This window comes from Lactiplantibacillus sp. 30.2.29 (assembly GCF_018991255.1).
GTDB classification, from domain to species: domain Bacteria; phylum Bacillota; class Bacilli; order Lactobacillales; family Lactobacillaceae; genus Lactiplantibacillus; species Lactiplantibacillus pentosus.
In genome coordinates this window covers 1-25,215 of the sequence record NZ_JAGYGU010000028.1, presented here as the reverse complement: position 1 = coordinate 25,215, position 25,215 = coordinate 1, and the positions used below count along the sequence as shown (strand labels likewise).

The following is a 25,215-nucleotide window of genomic DNA, read 5'->3' as shown; positions in this document are numbered from 1 at the left end:
ATTATGAATCAACGACCTATTTATCTAAAGTTGAGCCCGCACATGTCTGCCTTTCGGATAACATCCCCAGCTGGAAGGCGTTTCTGACAATGCTCAGCGATGAAATTCCACTTAGCAAGCGTTTTTGGCTTGGTTAGTGGAAGACCAGCATTTAAGACGTGGGTTTCGGCTTAAATCTGTGTCCATCGCGTTCCAGCGTTGTCAGAAATGCCTGTAAGCCGGAATAGGACGCAGCTACAACAGAAAGTTTACGGTAACTTGCATTGTTTCCAGCGGGTCTTAGCTGGCAGCACTTGAACTTAGAAAATGCCATGATTTAATTATGATTCATGACAAATTAACCAGCACAACGCGTACGAATGTGACCACACAAAATAAAGCGACCTTCAAAAATCTTGAAGGTCGCTTTATTTAGCGAACAATGACGATTTGGCCGATGTGTGGTTCATCTAGTTGCTGGTGGCCTTGAATAAAGCCGTTTAGGTCAAAGGGCAGTTCGGCCGCAATCGTGGTGATGAGTTGGTGAGTTGCTAATAATTTGAATAATAACTGTAATGTCGCCTGGTCCGAAATGACTTCGGTCGGTTGAATCGCTTGGAACCGAATTGATTTACTGGTGGCAGGAAGGCGGTGGGTGAAGGAGGCAATCGTGGCGTCAAACTTCGCCATTGCCAAATCGTCCTTGCCACCGACACCGTCTAAAGCGACGTTGATGATGACATCGCCGCGGTCGGCTAACACGTGGACTGGATTTTGTTGCTGGTAGTCCACAAATTGGTCGACGCCCAGTGAAGTGATCAGATCCGCGTAGCGCCCACTGGCCACGGCAATCACGTGCGCACCGAGGCGTTTTGCTAGTTGAACGACTAGTAAGCCCACGGGACTGCCGGCGCCTTTGACGATCACCGTCTGGTCGGCTTGGACGTCCGCAAAATAGCGCACCGTTTTGTAAGCGATGATGCCAGGTGTGATCAGGCTTACCGCACTGGCGGGTGTGAGGTCGGCAGGAACCGTCACGGCCAGGTCGCTATCCACACAGACCTGTTCGGCGTAAGTTTCAGTGGTGTGCGCTGCGACTAAGGTGCCAATCTTAAAATCAGTGACTGCCGCTCCGACTTGAATCACGTGACCGACCACATCATGTCCCGGAATGTGTGGCAGGTCCACGTTGGCCTTGGTACCCAGACGCTCCAAGCGGTCTTCGTCTGTTAAATTAACTGCCGCCGTTTCAATTAAGATTTGATTATCAGTCAGGTGTAGTGCTGGCTGGACAAGCGTCTCAAATACGGCGGGTCCCCCAAATTTTTGATAACCGTATGCAAGCATGATAATCCCCCTCCTATCATGGCTGAACCAGCATTTAGACTGGTAAAATCACCGAAAATACCGGCGTTTACCAACCAAATGCGTGGGTTCAGACATTGGTCCAAAAGTATGCTCTTGCCTCATTGTAGCGGGCGAGCAGGGGAAATCACAAGCCGAAACAATTATATTCCGGGCTTCGTTCGGTTACCGACTGAATTAAGCGGTCGGTTTGACTGGCTGGCGCTTGAGGCCCCAACCGGTAAAACCACTGATGATGGAGAAGACGGGTGACAGCAAACTGAAGAAGCAGAATGGCAAGTAAGCCAGTGTTGAAACGCCCAAGGTATTTGCGGCAAACGCCCCCGCCACACCCCATGGAATCAAGTAGTTAATGACCGTCCCGCCATCTTCGAGTACCCGACTGAGTGCCAAGTTCGCGAGACCGCGCTGATTGAAGGCGAGTTTGAAGGCTTTACCAGGCAAAATTACGGATAGGTATTGTTCACCGACAAAGATGTTGACGCCAATTCCGGCTAAAATCGCCGCAGTGACGGTGGCGCCAGTCCCTTTGAGCCGTTTGGTCAATGGCACCATCGCGGTTTGGATCAAGTTGAATTTCATCAACAGGCCACCGAGCGATAAGGTCAGTAAAATCAGTGAGACCGTGCTCATCATCGCGCTAATGCCACCCCGAGAGAGCAGGGCGTCGACGCTGGCATTGCCAGTTTTTGCGACAAAACCAGATTCAATCATCGTTGCGATTTTAGCGATGGCGATGTGTGGTTGCTGGATAAAAATCATCACGATGGCGAGCCCGATGTTCATCAATAACGTCGCAATCGCTGGAATTTTGAGGAGCGCACAGGCGAACATCACCGCTAGCGGCAGTGCGGCCCACCACGTAATGGCAAAATTACTGTTGAGCACGGTCAGGGTCGTTTGAATTTTACCTAAGTGACTGTGGGTCGCTGCGCCCGTGCCGAGAATCGTGTACAGGACTAATGAGACGACGAATGCCGGAATCGTCGACCACATTAAGTTACGGATGTGATCGAACAAATCACTCTCAGCGATCGCTGACGCCAGGTTCGTTGAGTCTGACAGCGGCGAAGTTTTATCGCCAAAAATGGCGCCGGAAATAATTGCGCCGGCAATCAAAGCCGGGTTGATGCCCATGGTCGTCCCGATACCGAAGAGGGCGATCCCAATCGTTGAAATAATCGTGAACGCACTCCCAATCGACGTTCCAATGATGGCGCAGACTAGGAAGACGGACGGCACGAACCACTGTGCGGAAATCAAATGAAAGCCGAAGACCATCATTGACGGAATAATGCCGGCTGCGATCCACACGCTGATCAGCGCACCAATCAGCAGGAAGATGAAAATCGGAATGATCCCAGTTTTGATCCCATTAATGATGCCGCCGTGAATATCATCCCAAGCGGCGCCACGAATGCGGGCCCACAAAATAATGAGGGCAATCACCAGGATGACGGGTGTTTGTGGCGATAGGCCGAACTTAATTACACCAAGTCCCATAATCGCTAACATAATCAACAAAACGCATAAGGCTTCTGGTAATTTGACCGGTCGCCATTTTTCTGAATGAGGCATAATCGATAACTCCTTTTGAAGGTCGCCCAGCGTCATCAAGCCAGGTGGTCACCAGCTGCTTGAATGACGGTACGCGCCAATAATAATCATAATGAATGCAAAAAATCGTCCCCGTTGCACAATAATGCAACAGGGACGATTGATTAGACCGTGGTACCACCCAGCTTGAGCCACAATATGACTCCACTCACTAGCAGTTAACGGCTCTAGTTGTTATCCGCCGGGCGTACCCGGACCTCTCCTACCGTATTTCATCGAGATTAACCTGATCGGTTCGCAGCACCCACCGACTTCCTGACGCACAGTTAATTCGCTACTTGAAAGTAAGATTATCGTTCGTTATTTGAATACTGATGATAGTAGCATGTGCGCCCGAGTTCGTCAACCGACGTGAACGGCAGTTGGCATAAAAAACTCGGACAAATTCCGTTTGCCCGCTACGATAAGTGAGGTTGGAATGGTAGAATAGATAGTGTTGTAAGCGGTCTCTAGCAAGAGACGGCACTAGTTATTTTTAAAGATAAAAAAGTTTTTAGGGGGATATCAATATGGCTAATCAATGGTGGCAATCAGCCGTCGTGTATCAAGTCTATCCACGCTCGTTTCAAGATTCGAATGGTGATGGGATCGGGGATCTGCCCGGAATCACCCAACGCTTAGATTATATTAAACACTTGGGTGCTGATGTCATCTGGCTCAATCCAATCTACCGGTCACCCGGAGTCGATAACGGTTATGATATCAGTGATTATTACGATATTAATCCGGAATTTGGGACGATGGCTGACTTTGACCAGCTGCTCACAACCGCCCACGCGAAGGGCTTGAAAATCATGATGGACATCGTCGTGAACCACTCATCCAACCAAAATAAATGGTTTACGGAGAGTGCCAAGAGCAAGGATAATCCATATTCTGATTATTATATTTGGCGTGACCCAGTCGACGGACATGCGCCCAATAACTGGGGTGGCTTCTTCGGCGGCTCAGTCTGGGAATACGTCGAGAGTCGGCAACAGTATTATTTGCATTCATTTGCCGTCGAACAACCGGATTTGAATTGGGATAACCCCAAGCTGCGGCAAGCGGTCTATGACATGATGAACTTCTGGGTCGATAAGGGTGTCGATGGCTTCCGCTTAGACGTCATCAACCTGATTTCCAAACCAGCCAGCTTTGCGGATGGACAACCTGAAGCGGGCGAACCATACGCGGCCATCGGTGACATCGTGGCAAACGGCCCACATTTGCATGATTACTTACAAGAGATGAATCAACAGGTCTTTGCTGGCCATCAACTGATGACGGTCGGGGAGACGCCGGGTGCGACCGTTGCGGATGCCAAACAGTTAGCGAGTCTGCAAGGGCAGGAACTCAACATGGTCTTCGAATTTGAACACATGGGTTTAGACGGCAATCCCGACCCCGCATTGGGCAAGTGGAATGATCAACCCGTTCAACTCGTTGATTTGAAGCAGAGTTTATCAAAATGGCAGACGGGCTTGCAAGGTGCCGCTTGGAATAGCCTCTATTGGAATAATCACGATCAACCACGGATCGTGTCCCGCTTTGGCGACGAACGACCAGCTTATCGGGAACGCTCAGCCAAAATGTTGGCCACGGCGCTACACTTCTTGCAAGGGACCCCGTACATTTATGAGGGCGAAGAGCTTGGCATGACCAACGCCCATTTCGACAAACTGAGCGACTATCAAGATTTGGAATCACTGAATGCCTATCATCACTTTGTCGACGACGAACAGGTCGTCTCAGCGGATAAGATGTTAAGCTATTTAGCGCACACGTCTCGTGATAATGCGCGGACCCCGATGCAATGGGATGACAGTGCCAATGCCGGCTTTTCAACGGCGACACCTTGGCTAGCGGTCAACGCAAATTATCCACGCCTGAACGCGCAACTAGCGCAACGGACACCTGGCTCGGTATTTGGCTACTATCAACGGTTGATCAAGTTGCGGCACCAATTACCAGTTATCACGACTGGGACTTACCGGCTATTGTTGCCAGAAGACCGGTCCGTCTACGCCTACATGCGCCAAGCGGGTGACCAGCATCTGCTCGTGATCTGCAACTTCACGGATGCCACCCAGACGCGGCACTTTGCTGAATTACCGGCTACGGCTAAACTTTTGTTGAGTAATTATGATGAGGACCATCAGGACGTTTTGCGGGCGTATGAAGCGAAGGTTTATCAATTCTAAGTCGAGGCTCGGGCTGATTAACTTAGGGGCATATGGTGAGGCGCTGGCTATTAGTCAATCGTTGAGTTTAGATTTAAAAATTAATCAGTAAAAACTAAAGGACACTCCTGTTATCAATATAGATAACAGGAGCGTCCTTTAGTCGTGTTAAGTGCAATTACTGCTTGTTTTCTTGTTTGGCGTTGTCATCAGCAAAGGTCTTTTCGATGATATCGATGACTTGCTTGACCAACCCGATTGGGAATTGGTGTGCGCGCCGAATCAGATTGATATGCACGCTGGGGACTTGGACGTCGTCGAATGGAATTTCAACGAGGTCGTCGTCTTCACCTTCAGCCGGCGTCGTAATGTCCGAGATGAACCCTAACGCCAAGTTCTCCTTGACCAGTCCCTTGATTAAAGTACTGCTGTCGGATTCGAAGAGAACTTGTGGCTCGATTGAAAGCTGTTCAGCCAACTGCCGAAAGACGAGCTTGTTCAAATAAGTTGCATTAAGTAGGACAAACGGTGACTTCAGCGCTTCCGCAAAGGTCGGGTGATCCGACTTGGCTAGCGGATGGTCTGGGTTAGCCAAGATGCGGAATTTAAATGGCCGCAATGGCGTGACTGCCAGGCGTTCATCGAGCGTTTGATCCAAGTTGCCACTGATGGCAAGGTCCAGCTGACCAGCCAAGACTTGCTTAACGAGTTGGTTGGCTCCCATTTCAACGGTATGGACGCTACTAAGCAAGTCCTGTTCGATGATGGGCTTAGTTAATGCTGGTAAGTAATGTTCACTGACGGAGGGTTCGATCCCAAACCGCAGTGTGTGTTGACGGAGGTGACTGATTGATTCGTTGACGTGTTGCCAGTTATTGATAATATCATTGGCCGCGAGCAAAAGCTGCTGGCCGCTCGGTGTCAGGACGAGCGCCTTGGTTTTTGCTTGACGAAAGAATAGCGTCACTTGGAAATGACGCTCCAGTCGCTTAATTGCTTGTGAAATTGTTGGTTGGCTAACGTGAAAATCAGCAGCGGTTTGCGTGTAGCTTTGCGTACTGATCAAGCGTTGGAAGTAATACAAGTCTTTAATGTTCATGAAAAATGTAGCCTCCATAAAATATTAATGTTGGTTGAGCAATTAATAGTCGCAGGTAAGCAGGCTCCGACTGATTGATTAAAGCTGGTTATTATACGTCATGTTAATCATACCATTGTTATAACGAATAGTGTCAGGATAATTCGTAAAAATAAATTCACAGAATAGTTAATGTCCTGAAATTATAATGATTATTAATAAGCCGAACACTTGAAATTGGTATGGATGCTGGTTTGACACCATTCAAGCTTTTGAATCATCAGTTTAATTTATCAGTTAAAGGGCTGTTTGATTATCTATCGGGACTAATTTGTCAATTTGAAACGGGTCATTATAGATCACTGGCACTTAAGAAACCCTTGAAATGATAGCCATGACCGCGATTGATAAAGTTAAAGGGGTCAAGTGATAAATAAATTTTATTACCCATCTTCAATAAGTACCAGGCTCAATTATAAAAGCGGTTACACACCATAAATGATTCGTATCAGTTAAGGGGTTGTCGGAAATAGCCAGCTAACTAAAAATTGGTCTACATGAAGTCGGCTGCAGGCTGTGGGCGTCGCATTTGGCGGTAACGGTCAAATTTTTGAACCAAATAAGTTAACGTGTTTAAGTTATAACTGAAACTAATAAGCTCCAAAAAACGACCAAAAAAAAGGCGATCAGCGGGCCTATGTTCGCTGGCTTAATCATAACTTGTGATAATCAGTTAAACGGGTGTGCTAATTTAGTTGGCCTGAGGATTAACCCACTCATTTGCATAAATAATTATAATACTACTCGGAACGACAATCTATAAAACGCCGATATAACAGTGAGTTAATTAATTAACTATAATAATTTATTATAGCAAACCCCGAATCGGGGCTAAAGGATTTTGTCTCACAACTTGATCCAAAATAAAACGCACCAGCTATCACGAAGATAGCTAGTGCGCATACTCGACATTACCGCCGATTCTGAGGCGTACGTTGGTCATGCTTGATTCTGACTGGTTGCGCAGCAGGAACTCGGTTGCCAGCGACAACCCCGGCGACAGCAGCTAAACCAGCTGCAACTAATAAACCTGCTAATAACATGGGCAGGACCTCCTCAATGGTTGTTAAGCACTCGTCATTTGATACTTGCAGTTTAGGCGATTTCTTAACCAATTGCAATTATTTCACCGCTAATTAATGGGAATTTGAATAACTTGAAATATTCTTAAGCAATTGATGGTTTTTGTTCATCCGGGCAAAGGCAGCCGCGTCGTTGAGATACTCATGAACTTCATCAGTATCCGTCGCGAGTTGGGCCTGTAAGAACTTGATGCGAGCGGCGTAGTAGGTGACGTGGAACCGAGCACAGATTTCAATCCCGTAGTTGAGTAGTTGCAGGCTACGTTCAGTATCTGCGATGCTAGCGTAAAAGGCCCCGGTGTAATAGGCGAGGTTAATCACGCGCCAGATACTTGCGGTCGTCTCTAGTGGCAAGTTGGGCAGAGCGTGCCGGACCTTTTCAAAATAATATTGGGCCTTGTCGTTATCGCCGGTCTGCTGATAAGCAATCCCGGTTCCGCAATAAGCCAACTGGGTGTAAATCGTAATGTGCGATTCATCCAAGTCCGTGATGATTTGGTCGAAGTTAAAGACCACGTCACTGATCGGATGGTGGTTAAGTGCCGCCACGTAACCCTTTAGATAACAGTATTGGAGCTTAGTCTCACGATCGTGCCGCGGCATATCAGCGGCCTTTTCGAGTTGTTCTTCAGCATCCTGATATTCTGCGGTGATCAAATCAAATTCGACTTGTTCCAGAATCTTCAAGACTGCAGCATCCGCGACCCGTTCAGTTGGAAAGACATCTTCCAATTGAAGGTTCAGCCGCTGGCACAATTGCGCCACGATTCGAATGGCAGGGGCCTTACCATTATTCTCAAACTTACTTAATGTTGCCTGGGTACATATGCCGTCTGCAAGGGCTTTTTGCGAAAGACCCAGTGCCTTGCGACGGGCGATGAAGAGCTCAATATTCATGCCATCAACGCTTCCTTTACATAGTTAAGTCATTTTTGAAATTGCTTTCATTTATTCTAATTAAAAACTTTTTATATAATTTTGTCAATATTTATACATAATCCATAGTATTCCAAAAATGTGTCTATCAAATATAAAAATATGGCAACTAAAAAATCGGTACCGCAAGCAGTAATCCAATACTTGCGGTGCCGATAAAGTGTCCATTCAGGCGTGAATTGAAGCTTGATTGAAGGCTAATTGATAAGACAGGTCGGCTCAAGTTAGTCTCGCACGACGGCTTGAAAGCAGTAATGCTGCCGGCTACTTTCTGCTAAAAGCAACTAGTCGCTCTGTGTAGCGCTCAGTCAACTTACTTTTCCAAATAAGCGTCTTTGAAGTTGTAGTTGGTGCCGGAAGTATTATAAATCAGGCCCTTCAACTTCGGATTGACCATCTGAGCGATCGTATTTTGTGTTAAAGGCACGACGCCGGATTCGGTACCGATGATTTTTTCGGCGCGGCCCATCGCTTGCCACCGCGCTGAGTTGTTAGTGGCAGTTTGAGCCTGCTTGATAGCGGCGTCGTAGTCGGCATTGTTCCACTTACCAAAGTTGTAGTCGTTAGTCGATGTCAGGATGCCCAGGTCTGAGATTGGATCTGCAAAGTCCGCTTGCCAGCCCGAGATGGCAAGTTCGAAGTTGCCGGCCGTTTCACGTGCTAACCGATTTTTAAACGGCAAGGTGATGTCAGTAATCTTGAGGCCTGGTAATTCCTTTTGCCATTGTCCTTCCAGGTATTCAGCCGTTTCCTTAGTCTGGTCAACGCTGTCATGGGTGAGCGAGAGCGTCAACGATTTTTTACCGACTTCTTTGAGTCCTGCTGCCCAGAGTTGTTTAGCCTTAGCGTCATTTTGCGTTACGGCTTCTGCGACACTGTTTTCAGTGGCGAAATCTTCACCAGTCGTTGGGTCGGTGGCTAAGCCCGTGGTGACGAAGCCTTTAGGCACGGTCGACCCATCGCCGAGGACGTTTTTAACGAGTTCTTGCCGATCAATGACCAGCGACATCGCCTGGCGTAACTTGGCGTTGGCTAAAGCGGGGACTTTCTTCTGATTGAATTCTAGGTAGTTCAAACGGGACGTCTTCCGAAGGACTAATTTCGGATTATTACGTTCATTTTTGACCTGCTCACCGCTCAAGGTTGCCATATCGAGCTTGTTGCTCTGGAAGAGGTTGAACCCAGTAGTCGGTGACTTGACGACTTGGTCATTGATGCGTTCGAGATAGACGTGGCGTTTGTCCCAATAATGCGGATTGCGTTTCAAGGTCCAGGTCGTATTCGTGCCTTTCCAGCCGGTCATGGTAAACGGCCCGTCATAGACCATCTTGCTGGCAGTCGTCCCGTAGTCCTTGCCATAGTCTTGAACCGCGTGTTGATTTTGTGGGAAGAAGATGGCAAAGCCCATCAAAATTTTGAAGTAGGCCATCGGTTTATCCAAAGTGACAGTCAGTTTATATTTACCATCAGCTTTGATCCCCAAACTATCGACCTTTGCCTTGCCATTCGTAATCTGTTCGGCATTTTTGATGCCGGCATATAAGTAAGCGTACTGTGAAGCGGTCTTCGGATCGATCGTCCGCCGCCAACTATAAACAAAGTCCTGTGCGGTCACCGGGTCGCCGTTACTCCACTTGGCATTTTTACGCAAGGTGAAGGTGTAGGTCTTCTTGTCCTTCGAAACGACGGCATTGGTGGCAATCCCAGGTGTGATTTTATTATTGGCACCAATGCGGTAGAGGCCTTCCATCGTGTTATTGATCATGTTGGCACTAATGGAATCGGTCACGAGGGACGTATCTAGCGTCGTTAACTCGGAACCATTTTCGGACCAATTCAAAACTTGGCTACTAGCCATGTCTGATTTCAAATTTCCCCCATTATCTGAAGCAGTATGACTCTGACTGCAGGCTGCCAATAGTAAGCCGGATGTCGCGGCAGCGGTCGCAGTTGTTAAAACAATTTTCCATTTCATATGTGAACTCCCCCAACTGGATGTTCACGAGGATACATTAAAGGATAATGAGAATCAATTTTTCAGCGCTAATAATTAAGGTAATTAACACGCGTTGAGCTCATTAATAATTAAAAGTACCAGTTAGCTGGATTGCTGTTCGTCAGCCGAGAGCTTCCTAATCCGACCTCCGGGGCTGGCTGACGAACAGCACACCAACTAACTCGCAACATTTCCAGCGGTCCTAAGCTGGCTGTCTTTGAACTCAAAAACGGGCTCCCACCATACTGCAGGGAGTCCGTAATTAGCGTGTATTACTGATTTTTAGAGAGAATCCTATTTGGCCATGTAAGCACTCTTGAAGTTGTAGTTGATACCGGCTGTGTTGTAGACGAGGCCTTTCAACTTTGGATTGACCATTTGAGCGACCGCGTTTTGGGATAATGGTGCGACACCTTGGTCAGTGCCCAATGTCTTGGCAGCGGTCGAAAGTGCTTGCCAGCGTTTCTTCGTGCTGGTGGTGCTGTTGGCCGTATTGATGGCACTGTCGAAGGACTTGTTCGTCCACTTACCGAAGTTGTAGTCGTTGGTCGACGTCATGATGCCTAAATCAGAGACGGGGTCAGCGAAATCGGCCTGCCAAGCAGAGATGACGAGTTGGAAGTTACCGGCCAGTTCACGAGAAATTCTGGTCTTGTATGGAACCGTGACACTTTGAACCTTCAAGCCAGGTAGTTCCTTCTCTAATTGCCCTTGAACGTATTCAGCGAGGGCCTTCATTTGGTCCGTATCGTCATGCGTCAATGTCAAAGTGACCGACTTCTTGCCTGTTTCTTCCAAGCCTTCCTTCCAAAGCTTCTTCGCCTTGGCGTTGTCTTGAGTTACGGATGATTTGACCGTGTTTTCAGTCGCAAAGTCCTTGCCCGTGGTTGGGTCAGTGGCCAGACCGGTCGTGACAAAGCCCTTTGGTGTGACGGAACCGTCACCGAGCACGTCGTTAACCAGTTGTTTGCGGTTAAGCGTCAAGGACATTGCTTGCCGGATCTTCTTGTTAGCCAAGAGCTTGACCTTCTTCTGGTTAAATTCCAAGTAGTTCAAGCGTGAAGACTTGCGGACGACTAACTTACTATTGTTCTTTTCGTTTTTAACTTGTTGTCCAGACAAGGTTGCCATATCCAGTTTGTTGCTCTGGAAGAGGTTGAAGGCCGTCGTGGTTGACTTGACAACTTGGTCGTTGATCTTCGTTAGGTAAACGTGCTTTTTATCCCAATAAGCTGAGTTACGTTTCAATGCCCAAGTAGAGTTCGTCCCTTTCCAACCGGTCATCTTGAATGGCCCGTCGTAGACCATCTTGCTGGCGCTCGTCCCGTAATCCTTGCCGTATTTTTCAACCGCATGTTGATTTTGTGGGAAGAAGGAGACGAAGCCCATCAGTAATTTGAAATACTGCATTGGTTTTTCCAGGGTGACCGTCAACTTGTACTTGCCATCTGCCTTGATCCCCAGCGTACTTGGCTTGGCCTTGCCGTTAACGATCTTGTCGGCGTTCTTGATGCCAGAGTACAAGTAAGCGTATTGGGAAGCCGTCTTCGGATTGACGGTCCGTTGCCAGCCGTAAACGAAATCTTTGGCCGTGACTTGATCGCCGTTACTCCACTTGGCGTTCTTCCGCAGGGTAAACGTATAAGTCTTTTTATCTTTTGAAACGGTCGTCTTAGTGGCAATCCCAGGCGTGACCTTACTATTTTTACCGAGCCGATACAGGCCTTCCTGCGAATTGCTGATCATCGTGCCACTAACCACGTCGGTCGCAAGCGACGGGTCCAAAGTGGTCAAGTCTTGCCCGTTTTCTGACCAATTCAGAACTTGGGTGCTGGCCATCTTGGCCGTCGTATTGCCGGCGTTACTAGAGCTAGATGATGATTGCCCACAACCCACTAATAGAACCCCGGTGGTTGCGGTCAGTGTCGCAACAGTTGTAAATAATTTCCATTGCATAAAATATGTACCCCCTACTCAAATAAGTATGATATGTAGATGAGAATACATTAAAAATAGATTAAAAGCAATATAAACATTTTAATGGTTAACATTATTCAGTCAAAAAAGCTAGCACGACCTGTTGGAGGCCGTGCTAGCTTAATTAAGTAAACTAACGCGGGAATATTTGGGCTGATATCAATGCCCAAAACTTTGGTAGCGACATGTCAAAAGCCTGTCAGCGCTTGATTTCTGAAAGTTACGGATAGTCATAGCTAGTCCGCATTTATGTTTGAAAACTTAGCGCATACAGGCCAGAAACTAGTCAACACCAATTCCATGATGATGCAGATTTGAGCAGGGTTAAGCAAGACGAACCATTAATCCTGTTGTAGCAACCGCACCCGAATGACTGCGGGAATCTTCGTCAGTTCGTCGATTAGTTGGGCATGTTGCGGTTGTTGTAAGTCGTCGACATCAATAATCGTATAGGCCGTTTGGTGCTTGGCAGCGTTGGCCATCGTCGTGATATTGAGGTTGGCTGCAGCCAGTTTCGCCGTGATTTGGCTCACCATGTTGGGCACGTTCTGGTGAATGATGGTAAAACGGTAAGCGGCGTTGAATGGGACGTTTAGGTCCGGCAGATTGATGGCGGCGTGGACGTTACCGGTCTCTAAGTAAGTCATGATGGTTCGCGCGGCCTGCGTGGCACCGTTGACCTCGGCTTCTAGTGTTGAGCCACCGATATGGGGGGTGACGGTGACGTCCGGGTTGTCAGCGAGCTGCGGTTCGCCAAAGTCGGTGTAGTAGTGCGCGATGTGATGTGCGGCGATGGCTGCTAAGGCGGCGGTATTATCCACGATGCCGAGGCGTGAATAGTTGAATAACTGGACACCGGCGGGCATTGCAGCGAAAGCTTCCGCATTAAGTAAATTTAGCGTGTCCGGATTTTTAGGGACGTGGACGGTGACGAAATCGGCGTGTTTAACGGCGTCGGTCAGGGTCGCGGCCCGCTGCACTTGTTTGGCAATATTCCAGGCGGCATCGGCAGATAGGTAGGGGTCATAACCAATCACGTTCATCCCTAGATTGAGGGCGGCGTTGGCCACTAGTGAACCGACGTGGCCCAGGCCAATCACAGCCAGCGTCTTACCCGTTAATTCGGAGCCGTTAAACTGGGTCTTGTCATGCTCAGTCCGCTGAGAAACGTCCGCCTCAGTGTGCTTTGCTGAATAGCTGGCGGCGGCCATCAAATGGCGAGAAGCGACGATCAGGAGGCCGATAATCAGTTCCTTGACGGCGTTGGCGTTACTGCCGGGCGTATTGAAAACGGCGGTACCATTTGCGGTTGCTTGGTCGAGCGGAATGTTGTTGACACCGGCGCCGGCGCGAGCAATTACCTTGAGCGACGTGGGTAGTGTTTCATGGTGCAAGTTGACCGAGCGAATCAGATAGGCATCGGGCTGGTCAGACTGGTTCAGCGCGTAATCAGCGGAAAATGTGTTGAGACCGGCTGGGGCGATGGCGTTGTAAGTTTTAATTTGATACATAACTAAATTCCTCCTCGGATCGTTCGAATATTAATGATGTTGGGCTTCAAATGCGGCTAAGTAGTCAACGAGGGCTTGGACCCCGGTAAGTGGCATGGCGTTATAGAGACTGGCTCGCATGCCCCCAACGGAGCGGTGGCCCTTTAGATTCAAGAGACCGTGTTGGCTGGCACCAGCGATGACGGCGGCGTCTAGTTCGGCGTTGCCGGTGACAAAAGGCACGTTCATCGTTGAGCGGTCGCTGGCTTTAACGGGATTCGTGAATAGTTGTGACTGGTCGAGAAAGTCGTACAGTAGCGCGGCTTTAGCGTGATTACGCGCCGTCATCGCTGCTAAGCCACCCTGTTGTTTGAGCCACTTGAGGACGAGCCCCGCGGCATAGATTGCAAAAACGGGTGGCGTGTTGAACATCGAGTGTTTGTCAGCGAACAGTTGATAATCCAGCATGCTGGGGAGCTGTTGGGCGTGGCCAATCAAGTCCTCGCGAACGATGACCAGCGTCAAACCAGCAGGGCCCAGGTTCTTCTGAGCGCCGGCAAAAATCAGGCCAAAATCACTGACGCGGTAGGATTCACCTAAAAAGTTAGAAGACATGTCGGCGACCAGTGGAATATCGCCGGTGGCTGGCAAATCGGTCGTCATGGTTCCTTCAATCGTATTGTTGGTCGTCAAATGAACGTAGTCGAGGGTTGGATCGAGTGGCTGTTCGATAGTGGGTAGCCGGTCATAATGGGTGGCGGCGCTACTGCCAAGGACGGTGACTTTGGTGTCAACGCGTTGGGCTTCGTCGCCAGCCCGTTGTGCCCAGTGTCCGCTATCTAGCAGGCCAATGTGGTGATGGTTCGTCGCGAGGTTCAACGGGGCAGCGGTGAACTGCAAGGTCCCGCCACCTTGAAAGAACAGCACTCGGTAGTTATCGGGAATCGCCATTAGGTCCCGCAAGTCCTGTTCGGCGTCATTGATGACTTGTTCGAACAGGTCGGAGCGATGGGAGATTTCCAAGATACTCATCCCAGAATTCTGAAATGACGGTAACGCTGCTTGAATTTGGGCAATGACGGGTTGCGGCAAGACCGCTGGACCAGCAGAAAAATTATAAATTGGCATAAAAAATCCTCGCTTTCGATTGTTTAATGGCAGTTAAACGGCTAATCGTCTGGAGCAGGTCGACCTAATCACATCTCGATGGTTAGTCAGCTAGTACTAACATGAACCATCATCAGTTCGTGTATCAGGCAACTGTGGCGTTTCGCCCGATTAGTCGGTAACAACAAAAAAGTCCTCGCAGTCGATTTCGACTACCAGGACGGTTAATGACAATCTGAAGCAATTGCGCCCGGTAGCGAATGTCTAACATCCGTGCTCGGGCTGATTTGCGAACGCAAAATTAGGCCAACACAGATGAGTGCGTAGACCAGGAGGAACTGATATGATATTGATTGTTGAGTTGTCGCTGTGCCATAATCAGTTAGACTCCTTTCGACTGACCGGTCATGATTGCCGGTGCTTGAATTGCGTTGGTATTAATTTAGCAAGCAAATTCTGGTTTGTCAAGCATGTTAATGAGAAAAACCTGTGACATCATCACTGTAATTAATAATAATCTAATCTTGGAGGCGCACAATGACAACTTTTTACGTGGTACGGCATGGTCAAACAACGGCCAATGCGCAAAATCTCAAACAGGGCACGATCAATACTGACATCACGCACCTAAATGCCGTAGGTCGGCAACAGGCCCAAACGCTACACGACGCGTTTGATATTAGTTTTGCGGACCGACTCATTTGTAGTCCACTCGACCGGACACAGGCAACCGCGGCTATTTTGAATGCAGGCCGTGACTTGCCCGTTAGTACAGATGAACGTTTGCTAGAAATTTCATATGGGCAATGGGATGGACAGGTCAACGACCAACTATTGGCCGCCTATCCGCAGTATTTTGATCCAATGTTGCAGGACGTCTTACCGAGTTACGTCGATGTGGCGACGGACGGCGAGACGTTTGTACACGTGCAGCAACGAGTTCAAGCCTTTTTGACAGCCATGGCCCAGGCCTATCCCGATGAACAACTGATTGTCGTGACCCACGGCTTTACCGTCAAGGCCATGGCGCTCGCGGTGCTCCAACCAAAAGACCCGATGAGCCTGCCAGAGCCCGCCAACACCAGTGTGACCAAGATCGTCGTCGATGCCGTGCACGCGCGTCAATACTTGGCCTACTACAATCGGCTGCCACAGTTCTAATGGGTATCGCTTAACGAACCGCACATTCCGGATTACAATAGAGGTTGGTTTGAAATAACCACGTCCTGTTGAACCATATTTCAAATCCGAGTTTCATTCAGGCAACAACAGCAGACATCACATAAACTCCTAAGTGAGGCAGTCCTGGCAAATGCGAGGACTGCCTTTTTGGCATGGCATTATCGGGGAATCGGGCAGTTGGGGACTACAGTTTCCAAATCGCCATCCAATGAACTGACCGGTTCAATCAGCGTAATAACTACGCGTTGTGCTAGTTATTCTTTAGCCTTAAAGATGGTTAAATCATGACAAGTTCTAAGTTCAAGGGCTGCCAGCTGAGACTCGCTGGAAGAAGTGCGACTTAGCGTAAACTTGCTGTTGTGGCGACGTCCTAGGCCGGCTTCCAGGTATTTCTGACAACGCTGGAACGCGATGGACACAGATTTAAGCCGACAACCCACGTCTTAAATACTGGTCTTTCACTAACCAAGCAAAAGACGCTTGTTAAGTGAAATTTCATCGCTGAGCATTGTCAGAAATACCTTCCAGCCTGGATGGTATTCGAAAGGCAGACATGTGCGGACTCAACTTTTTCTTAGATTAGTCGTTGATTCATAGTCTAAGGTCATTTTGACATTCAACTGTCAGACTAGTTTTTAATGATAGCTAAGCTTCCTAACCCATGTTTTAACTTTTCGAATCAGCAGTTTCACTGAATTTGTCACAACTTTCTATAATCGTCTGAGATAGCAAAGTCTCAAATTATAAATGAAGGTAATTTGAGACGAAATTCAAGACTAATGTCCGTTGAATCTTGCGAATAAAATTTAACTGATTTTTTCAGTAATTAAGTGTGATAAAGCATTATTGACGCCAATTAAAAGTTTGCCTGAAGGACCAGTCACTTAATATTCAGTGGTCAATTGTACCCAGATAAGTGGCCGTTCATCCGCCATTCGAGCGGGTTCCCGACTGGAGGGGCTGGCGGACAATGCTCAAGGGCGAAATTCTTCTTGTCCGGGTGGGCTTCCCGGGCTAGAAGAAGACTCGTATTTGAAATTGCACAGTGGGTTTCTGTGTGAGTTCAAATCGATGTCCGCCCTGTTCCAGCGTTGTCAGCCAGCCCCGGAGGTCGGAATAAGACGCGCATCGGCTGACGAACAGGACGCCAACTGGTCATGATTTAACCATGAATCATGATAATTTAACTAGCACAATGCGTAATAACTAGCGCCATGCCGAGTGATAAATTGACATGGCATATGATTGTAATATAATAAAGCAATTAAAAAATGATTAGATTAGCGAACTGGTTTCAGTTGTTGCTGGTGAGACTAGCGCCGTTTTGAAGCTAACAGTCCGAGTAGGCGTCGTGTCATGAAACGTGATAGACGGGGATTGTTCAGAGCGAAATCGGCCTAATCAGCTGGAAAAGGGGGGATGATTGTGAATCTAACGCACAAAAAGAATTCGATCTTTCAGAATATTCACTGGTACTTGACCAAAGCAGCACCAACCGCAAAATAAGGCGCAAGTAGAAAAAATCGAGTTTAGAAACGTCAGCTATCATTATCCAAATCATGATCAAAAAATTATTGATGATGTTAGTTTTGTCATCCATAAAAATACGGCGGTGACGCTAGTCGGACTCAATGGCGCGGGTAAATCCACACTGGTCGCGCTACTGATGGGCTTACTGAAGCCGACTAGTGGCACGATATTGATCAATGATCAGCCCAGTGAGACGTTCGATTATCATGACTATTTAGGGCTGTTTGCACCCGTTTTTCAGGAGTCCGCAACGTTTGCAGATACGTTAGAAAACAACATTACTTTTGGAAAAACAGCTACCCCGGCCATGGAAGCCGCCATCAGACAGTCTGGATTGTGGAAGGATGTCCAGGACTTGCCGGCGGGGCTGCAAACGAATCTAACACAGTACGTCGATGATCAGGGGATGAGCCTGTCAGGTGGGCAATCTCAGAAGCTGATGCTGGCCCGAGCGCTATATCAAAAGCGGCCAGTGTTGATTCTGGATGAACCGACTGCGGCCCTGGATGCGCTAGCTGAAAGTGAACTGTATCAGCACTATCACGACTTGTCGAAGGGGACGATTTCCATCTTCATCTCCCATCGTTTGGCCTCGACGCAGTTTGCGGATATTGTCTTCCTCGTTCAGAATGGCCGAATCGCGGATGCGGGGACTCATCAGGATTTGATGAAAGCTAATCCAGCCTATGCAGCCCTATACCACGCGCAAAGTCAATATTATCAGGAGGGGGATGGCGCGGATGCAACGGAATAAATTTGGACAATTTAACGCGGATTTGGCTAAGGCCCGGGGCTATATCAGATATGCCAATCAGCTGTATCCACATGTTTTTGGCATTCAGTTGTGTGCCTCGGTGATTTCGACCATCAGCATCTTCGTCAATATCTTCTTTATTGGCCAAATCATCAACCTGCTGGTGCGTGCGGATGACCAACCAATCGTGATTTGGCGAACAGTCGGTTTTTTATTGATCTTGTTGGTTTTGAATCTAATCAGCGAATATTTCAAAGTGCGAGCGAACTCGGGTGCACATCTGATTTTGGCCCACGCACGGCGCAACATGGCGACCAAAATGCTCGATGCCGACTATCCGACTTTTATTGACCCGGCCTTTAGAAAGCTGTATAGCACGGTCAAAACTGGCTTCACTTACACGGGTGGTTTTACAGTTTTCGTGGCCAATATTTTGAACGGCCTGATTTCGTTTGGAACCACTTGTGTGCTGGCGGCCGGTTCGCTTGTCGTGATGATTTTTGCCCATGCGACGACCCATGACTCATTGGGGAATTTCGTTAATTCGCCGTGGTTCATCCTGGTCGTCATCGGCTTGGTCGTGATTCCACTGCTTAGTTCGCGACCAATTACGACTGCGAGAAGTCAAATCATGAAGCAGTTTTTCGCCTATAATATTCAATTCAATCGGGTGCTCGACTATTACGGCGAGATTTTATTTAAAACGCCGATTTTTGGCAAGACACTCAGATTGTATGATCTGACTGGTAAAACAGTTAGGAAGGCGCGTGAGGACGTCTACCAGCAGATCAAAAAAGACGCTGATTTTCAGGTCAGGGTCGCGCAGGTTGCCAGCATGAATACGTTGATTACATATGGTGTTGTCGGCTTATTGTATCTATTAGTCTCGATGAAGAGTGCCACTGGGGCCATTGGAGTCGGGAGCGTGGTCGTCTATGTCGGCTATTTGCAGCAATTAATGGCCACGTTAGCCACCGTTTTTAGTGCTTGGGGCCAACGAGAAAGCTCATTTAAAACAATGGATCAGTATATTCAGTTCATGAATTTTGGCGATACCACCGATGATTCTGGTAAACGACCGCTCCCGGACTTGGGGACGGACTGCCAAATCGAATTTAGCCACGTGTCTTATCGCTATCCTGGAAGTGACAGGTGGGCACTGAACGATATCAACCTGACCATCCACGAGGGCGAACGGTTAGCCATCGTCGGGCCTAATGGGAGGAGTGGCAAGACGACGCTGGTGAAATTGTTGGTCAAATTGATTCAACCGACATCTGGCACGATCAAGATTAATGGTGTCAACATCGATGATTTAAGCGTTGCTGACTATCAAGCCCTGTTTTCGGTGGTGTTTCAAGACTTCTCATTATCTAGTTTTTCAGTCAACGACAACGTTTCGTCGGCGCCCACACTGAATGCGGCTCGGGCCAAACGGTCGTTGAAACTAGCTGGCGTCTGGGAAAAAATTGCGAGCCTCCCGCATCAAGGCGAAACCGCGATTGGGACGCAGTTGGATGCTAATGGCGTCCAATTCTCTGGTGGTGAATTACAAAAAATCGCCATTGCCCGGGCTTGGTACAAAGATGCGCCCATCATTGTGCTAGATGAACCGACCGCTGCGTTAGACCCAATCTCTGAAGCGGAGATTTATGCGCACTTCAATGAGCTGGTTGCCAATAAGACGGCGGTCTATATTTCTCATCGCATGAGCTCGACTCGCTTCAGCTCACGGATCCTCGTTTTAAATCACAGCGCCATCGTTGAAAGCGGGACACATGCAACGCTGATGGTCCAGCACGGCCTCTATTACGACTTGTTCTCACAACAAGCTAAGTATTATCAGTGAGGGGTGTGCTAGTCAAGGTAAAATGTGTCGATTCTTAAGTTAAAAGGCAGCCAGCTTTGGACTGCTGGAAACAGTGCGAGTTTACGTCAATTTTCAGTGGAGGCGTCGTCTAAGCCAATCACTGGGATGTTTTCCTCATCTTTCCCCCAACTACCGCTAATGATCAAAATTAGCCGAGATAGCAGTCATTAAAACGGTACCAAAAATACAGAAGCGGTATAATATAAATTGTATTTAAAAATTAGATGAGGTGAGTAAATAATGACTTATTCGGCAGCAGGGACACGCTACGATCAGTTGCCAATACGGCGTGTCGGTAAGACTGGGTTACAATTACCAGTGATTTCGTTAGGATTATGGCGGCATTTCGGGGATGAAGCCCCGTTTGCCCGTTCACGGGAAGTCGTGTTAGACGCATTTGACCATGGTGTCTTCAGCTTTGATTTAGCGAATAACTACGGGCCATCGAAAGGTTCGGCGGAACGGACTTTTGGGCAAATTATGCAACGTGATTTGAAACCCTATCGTGATGAGTTAGTCATTACGACTAAGGCGGGTTATCCCGCTTGGCCCGGGCCATATGGGGCGTTTGGCTCACGTAAGACACTGATTAGCTCATTGGATCGGAGTCTCAAGCAGATGCATCTGGATTACGTCGATATTTTCTATTCGCATCGTCCAGATCCTAATATTGATTTGCAGGAGACGGCCCAAGCACTTGACCAGCTGGTTCGCCAGGGGAAAGCGCTGTACGTCGGGATTTCCAACTACGACCGGGACCAGACCGCGACGATGATTCAGTATTTCAATGACATGCACACGCCGTTCACGGTCAACCAGTATTCTTACAATATGTTGAATCAGCAGGCCCAGACGACCGGTTTATTGGACTATCTTGGCCAACATGGTGCGGGACTAGTAGCATACGGGCCATTGGCGGAAGGACTGCTGAGCCAGCGCTATTTAGACGGCATTCCAGCGGATTTCCCAATCCATCGCACCAATAAATATCTGTTTGAACAGGGGACGCAGCCGGTCGTGGCGCAGTTGAATGCCTTAAATGACATCGCACAACAGCGCGGTCAAACCTTGGCCCAAATGGCGTTAGCTTGGTTATTGCGGTCTCAAACGGTCACCAGTGTCATCATTGGCACGACGAGCATCGACCACTTACACGCCAACCTTGACGCGGCTAAACAGTTGGACTTTAGTGCCGATGAGGTCGCAGCAATCAACGAGATTTTGAAGTAGGTCACGTCGCTAGTGCTCTGTTGCTGATATTCGGTACTGCAACGCAAGGATGACGTGGTGTTAGTGAGCGTCGCAACAGATGCTGCTATGGTTGAAACGAGTAACGGTTAGCCGGACCGCCACAGGATGTTGGGATTATGGTATTCGACGACCGAATTTTAATAAAAATGGCGCTTCAAGTAGACGAATCCACTTGAGGCGCCATTTTAGGTGGCAATGATGGTCAGAATCAGCTAGCCGATTGAAAGGGATTGGTTCACGATTCTAAACACAGTTGATTTAGCTGCTGATTAGTCAAAAAATGATGACAATGTTCGGTAATCCCGGTAGTTAAGCGTGTTATTAGTTGGCACTCGCAATCACTGATGGTTACAAACGACCGTAAAATCAACGTCATCAAAATGTAATGCTTTTTGTCGAACGTACGTTCTAAAAGTGTGCTATGATAGAGCTACTATTTCGATGAGGTGATGGACATGGAACAGCTGAAACCAATTGAAGCGTCGATATTACAAGCCTATGAGTTGAACTGCGTTGTCCAGCTCACATTGAGCGATGGCCGTCAGTCAAGCGGGCTCATTGCGGCTGTGAACGACCATCAGCTACTATTGAATCAACAAGCTGGCGTGGTGAACCAGGTCGCCCTGGACGACGTCACAGCCATTGACTTTTTAGCGCAGTCATGGTGGCAGCGCTAAGCCTAAAGGTCGTATTTGGCGATGATTTCGCGCCGACGAAAAGCCGTAATGGCACCAATTAAATCTAGTGGTAGGGGGCATCCAGTGGGAATTGGATGGCTCCTTTACTCGTCTTATAGGCGGTCAACTTGGCTTGAAAAGCAGTCACCGCGCTGGGCGTTGGGTATAAGCCAAAGTGGTGCTGGTTGAGTGCGAAGTGAATCACATTCTCATGCCAATAAAAGGTCGGCATTTGGTATTTGAGCTGTTCTTCAGCGCCTGGTAGATTGGTGGCAATCGTCTGACGAATGGCAGTGAGCTGGTCGCGATAGGCTGCTGGTGCGGCCGCAATATAAGTATCAATGGGTGTCATTAGTCGTCTCCTGTTCGCGTAGTTCGGTGACTAGGTTGGCGTCCGGCGCTACCGTCAAGGTTTTGGCTGGACCACTGAAAGTCACTAAGCCAGCTTTGGCCCCCTTGGGTTTATGCATTTGACCCACGGTGAGGACGTCGACGGGGACGCGCTTGAGTTGTCGGCCCTTACTATAATAAGCCGTCAAGACGGCTGCTTCGTGCAAGGTCCGTTCGCTCGGATGTGTACTGTGAATGACGACGTGCGACCCCGGAATTTCACCGCCCGCGTGCATCCAGTAATAATCTTTGCGCGCCGTCATGGTCAGGTGGTCGTTTTGGTGGCTATTTTTGCCGACCTCGACTAAGACATGGTCATGGGTGTAAAACCGGCGCGGGTGAGCGGGTTCTGGCGCTTTCGATGAATGCAAAACCTGGGTGTGAATCGCACCGGCGTCGATCAATTTTGCTTTGAGTGTCGCCACTTGTTGGGCATCAGTCGGGTCAAAATTGGCTTGGGTCGTGAGCTGTTGTTGTAACTCGGCTTCAGCCTTAGTCAGGTTAGCTTGAACGGTCGCACGGCCGCGTTTGCTCTTGCGGTAGCGTTTAAAATAATCTTCGGCATTTTCCATAATTGATTTTTTAATATCAAGTTGAATACTGAGTTGGTGACCAGGATGCTGATAGTCCGGTAATTCGACGAAATGATGGCGACCGTCGATCTGGCTGGCATAGGTCTTCAACAGCGTCCCCTTAAGCTGCAGGTCATCGGCCACTGGCAGGTGTGCGAGCGCCTTAGTCAGCGACTCGATTTGCTTGCGCGTGTGATGAATTAGGTGCGCTAAGCCATGCTGGACGAGCGCGGCATCGTTTTCAGGTAAGGTTGTCATGAATACGTTCCTCTAATCTCTAAAAGTTAACGTCTCAATGATAACACGTTCCGGATAATCAGCGATATCACAACCGCCGCTGGCCTAAAAAGGTGCGGGTTGGTGCGGCTCCCATGGTCAATTTATTAAGATTGAAAAAAGTTGAGCATTTTTCAGAAAATTCCGGTATTCTAGTACTTGGGAGTTGAGAGAGAAATGCAGAAAACATTGATTATTAATGCGGGTAGTTCGTCTTTGAAATGGCAATTATTTGCCATGCCTGCCGAAACCGTCGTCGCGAGTGGGTTGGTTGAGCGAATCAGTATGCCTGGTTCGATTTTTACCATCAAGTACGGTGACCATCAAAAATTTGAGAAGACTGTCGACCAATTGAGTCAAAGTCAGGCTGCTCAGATGCTATTAGATGAATTACAGCAGTTAGCAATTATTGAATCCTTATCAGAAATCACGGCGGTGGCGCACCGCGTCGTGGCGGGTGGCGAGACCTTCAAGCAGGCGGTCGCAATCACGCCGGAAGTGTTGACCGCCATCAAACAGTTGAGTGATTTTGCACCATTGCACAATCCAATGGAAGCACGTGGCATCGAAACGATGGCCCAAGCCCTACCAGACGTGACGCAATACGCCGTGTTTGATAGTCAGTTCTTTACCGATTTACCTGAAATGAACGCAATTTATAGTCTGCCCTATGATTTAACGCAACAATATCACATTCGCCGCTATGGTGAACACGGCATTTCCCACGGTTACTTGACCGGGCGTGCGGCCACGCTATTAGATCAGCCACAATCAGAAGTTAACCTGGTGACGTTGCATTTAGGGAGCGGTTCTTCCCTAGCCGCAGTCAAAGCTGGCCGGGCGTTTGATACGTCGATGGGCTTTACACCGCTAACTGGGGTGACGATGGGCACGCGTGCGGGGGATGTCGACCCGGCACTGCTGCCATTCTTGATGAAGGTCTTAAAGACGACTGACCCGAATGAAATCATGACGTTACTCAATGACCAGTCCGGCTTATTAGGACTCTCAGGGGTGTCATCAGATATGCGTGAAATTCGAGCCCAGGAAGCCACCAATCCGCAGGCCCACTTGGCGATTGAAATCTTCATCAACCGAATCGTTAAGTACGCCGGGAGTTATCTGACAGAGTTGAAACACGTGGATGCGTTAGTCTTCGCTGGCGGTATCGGTGAGCATAATCCCAAGCTCCGGCAACAAATCGTTGATGAACTCAGCATTTTTGGTGTCAAACTGGATGCGGACTTGAACGCCGCCGGGCAGGAAGGCCTCATCAGCAGTCCTGATTCGCAAATCAAAGTGTTACTGATTCCAACTAACGAAGAGTTGGCAATGGTGCGCCAGGTCGCAGCGCTGCAAAATTAAGCTTCTCTTAATTCGGAAGCGGCAACGACCCCTAGACGAACAGCCGTGCTATACTAACTGACAAGGATCCCATAATGGGACTTGTAAGGAGGGAAGCTCTCGTCGCAGAGCGCATAGATGATCGGTTTATTGATTGCTTTAGTAATTGGTTTGTGGTTGCTCAAAGTTATCTTTAAAATTGGTTTCAAAATTATTGGTTGGGTGTTCATGATTGCCATCGGGTTATTTTTATTCAAAATTGCCCTATGGCTCGGCCTAATCGTTGTCGCAATTGCCGGTGTCGCTTTATTCGGAAGTGCCACGACTTAACGTGAAGATAAATTGAGTAACTTAAAAAATCGTTTTACCCATTGCTAGTGACGGAATTGAATCGTTACTAGCATGGTCAAAACGACTTAAATATCGTTAAAAAGGCCGCCTCGAATCTGAGGCGGCTATTTTTTAATGGTTATCGTACACATTGCGCTAGTTAATTTGTCTGGCTTACTGTTCGTCAGCT

The 25,215-nt window shown here is 48.3% G+C and carries 18 protein-coding genes and 1 pseudogene; 8 read left to right on the top strand and 11 right to left on the bottom strand.

Annotated features, from left to right (window positions below; translation table 11 throughout):
• Positions 1-411: 411 nt before the first annotated feature.
• Entirely contained in the window at positions 412-1,326 is a 915-nt protein-coding gene (locus KGF65_RS13440; RefSeq protein WP_216748432.1) for an NADP-dependent oxidoreductase, read from the bottom strand.
• 195 nt (positions 1,327-1,521) lie between these two features.
• Positions 1,522-2,922 carry a Na+/H+ antiporter NhaC gene (gene nhaC / locus KGF65_RS13435; protein ID WP_216748433.1) on the bottom strand — a complete coding sequence of 467 codons (1,401 nt, stop codon included), beginning with the start codon at positions 2,920-2,922 and terminating at the stop codon, positions 1,522-1,524.
• A 548-nt stretch (positions 2,923-3,470) separates the two neighbouring features.
• Here nhaC and KGF65_RS13430 point away from each other — a divergent pair.
• On the top strand, positions 3,471-5,144 hold the full coding sequence (locus tag KGF65_RS13430; protein WP_101872656.1) for an alpha-glucosidase: 1,674 nt from the start codon (positions 3,471-3,473) through the stop codon (positions 5,142-5,144).
• A gap of 157 nt (positions 5,145-5,301) precedes the next feature.
• Here the strand turns inward: KGF65_RS13430 and KGF65_RS13425 are convergent, their stop codons facing one another.
• The 7 genes from KGF65_RS13425 to serC all read right to left on the bottom strand — a co-directional run bounded on the left by KGF65_RS13425 (position 5,302) and on the right by serC (position 14,870).
• Positions 5,302-6,222, bottom strand: coding sequence for a LysR family transcriptional regulator (locus KGF65_RS13425; protein WP_050337921.1), 921 nt, complete (start codon positions 6,220-6,222; stop codon positions 5,302-5,304).
• Between the two features lie 950 nt (positions 6,223-7,172).
• The gene (locus KGF65_RS17305) at positions 7,173-7,304 is read right to left on the bottom strand and encodes a hypothetical protein (RefSeq protein ID WP_021336886.1); all 132 of its coding nucleotides are present in this window, start codon (positions 7,302-7,304) and stop codon (positions 7,173-7,175) included.
• 93 nt (positions 7,305-7,397) lie between these two features.
• Positions 7,398-8,240, bottom strand: a complete 843-nt coding sequence (locus KGF65_RS13420; RefSeq protein WP_050337920.1) for a helix-turn-helix transcriptional regulator — start codon at positions 8,238-8,240, stop codon at positions 7,398-7,400.
• Between the two features lie 352 nt (positions 8,241-8,592).
• A complete protein-coding gene (locus tag KGF65_RS13415) occupies positions 8,593-10,254 on the bottom strand; it encodes a peptide ABC transporter substrate-binding protein (protein ID WP_101872657.1) in 1,662 nt (553 codons plus the stop codon).
• A 315-nt stretch (positions 10,255-10,569) separates the two neighbouring features.
• Positions 10,570-12,231, bottom strand: coding sequence for a peptide ABC transporter substrate-binding protein (locus KGF65_RS13410; protein ID WP_101872658.1), 1,662 nt, complete (start codon positions 12,229-12,231; stop codon positions 10,570-10,572).
• A 362-nt stretch (positions 12,232-12,593) separates the two neighbouring features.
• On the bottom strand, positions 12,594-13,763 hold the full coding sequence (locus KGF65_RS13405) for a phosphoglycerate dehydrogenase (RefSeq protein ID WP_101872659.1): 1,170 nt from the start codon (positions 13,761-13,763) through the stop codon (positions 12,594-12,596).
• A 30-nt stretch (positions 13,764-13,793) separates the two neighbouring features.
• Positions 13,794-14,870 carry a 3-phosphoserine/phosphohydroxythreonine transaminase gene (serC, locus tag KGF65_RS13400; RefSeq protein WP_101872660.1) on the bottom strand — a complete coding sequence of 359 codons (1,077 nt, stop codon included), beginning with the start codon at positions 14,868-14,870 and terminating at the stop codon, positions 13,794-13,796.
• A gap of 516 nt (positions 14,871-15,386) precedes the next feature.
• Between serC and KGF65_RS13395 the strand changes: the two genes are divergently transcribed.
• The 5 genes from KGF65_RS13395 to KGF65_RS13375 all read left to right on the top strand — a co-directional run bounded on the left by KGF65_RS13395 (position 15,387) and on the right by KGF65_RS13375 (position 22,113).
• On the top strand, positions 15,387-16,010 hold the full coding sequence (locus KGF65_RS13395) for a histidine phosphatase family protein (RefSeq protein WP_101872661.1): 624 nt from the start codon (positions 15,387-15,389) through the stop codon (positions 16,008-16,010).
• Positions 16,011-17,553: 1,543 nt separating this feature from the next.
• Positions 17,554-18,315, top strand: a complete 762-nt coding sequence (locus tag KGF65_RS13390) for an ABC transporter ATP-binding protein (protein ID WP_313819619.1) — start codon at positions 17,554-17,556, stop codon at positions 18,313-18,315.
• Positions 18,302-20,164: an ABC transporter ATP-binding protein gene (locus KGF65_RS13385; protein WP_216748435.1), complete on the top strand. Its 1,863-nt coding sequence runs from the start codon at positions 18,302-18,304 to the stop codon at positions 20,162-20,164. The genes KGF65_RS13390 and KGF65_RS13385 overlap by 14 nt, the downstream gene beginning before the upstream one ends.
• 261 nt (positions 20,165-20,425) lie before the next feature.
• Positions 20,426-21,415: an aldo/keto reductase gene (locus KGF65_RS13380; protein ID WP_105923946.1), complete on the top strand. Its 990-nt coding sequence runs from the start codon at positions 20,426-20,428 to the stop codon at positions 21,413-21,415.
• Between the two features lie 476 nt (positions 21,416-21,891).
• Entirely contained in the window at positions 21,892-22,113 is a 222-nt protein-coding gene (locus KGF65_RS13375; protein ID WP_216748436.1) for a hypothetical protein, read from the top strand.
• A 2-nt stretch (positions 22,114-22,115) separates the two neighbouring features.
• Here KGF65_RS13375 and KGF65_RS13370 read toward each other — a convergent pair.
• Together KGF65_RS13370 and KGF65_RS13365 are read right to left on the bottom strand one after the other, a co-directional pair.
• Positions 22,116-22,465, bottom strand: a pseudogene (locus tag KGF65_RS13370) (iron chaperone).
• Positions 22,452-23,333, bottom strand: coding sequence for an NFACT RNA binding domain-containing protein (locus KGF65_RS13365; RefSeq protein ID WP_101872666.1), 882 nt, complete (start codon positions 23,331-23,333; stop codon positions 22,452-22,454). The pseudogene KGF65_RS13370 and the gene KGF65_RS13365 overlap by 14 nt, the downstream one beginning before the upstream one ends.
• A 195-nt stretch (positions 23,334-23,528) precedes the next feature.
• Between KGF65_RS13365 and KGF65_RS13360 the strand changes: the two genes are divergently transcribed.
• Together KGF65_RS13360 and KGF65_RS13355 are read left to right on the top strand one after the other, a co-directional pair.
• Positions 23,529-24,716 carry an acetate/propionate family kinase gene (locus KGF65_RS13360; RefSeq protein ID WP_088770223.1) on the top strand — a complete coding sequence of 396 codons (1,188 nt, stop codon included), beginning with the start codon at positions 23,529-23,531 and terminating at the stop codon, positions 24,714-24,716.
• A gap of 129 nt (positions 24,717-24,845) precedes the next feature.
• Entirely contained in the window at positions 24,846-25,025 is a 180-nt protein-coding gene (locus KGF65_RS13355; RefSeq protein ID WP_225083503.1) for a small multidrug resistance protein, read from the top strand.
• Positions 25,026-25,215: the final 190 nt, after the last annotated feature.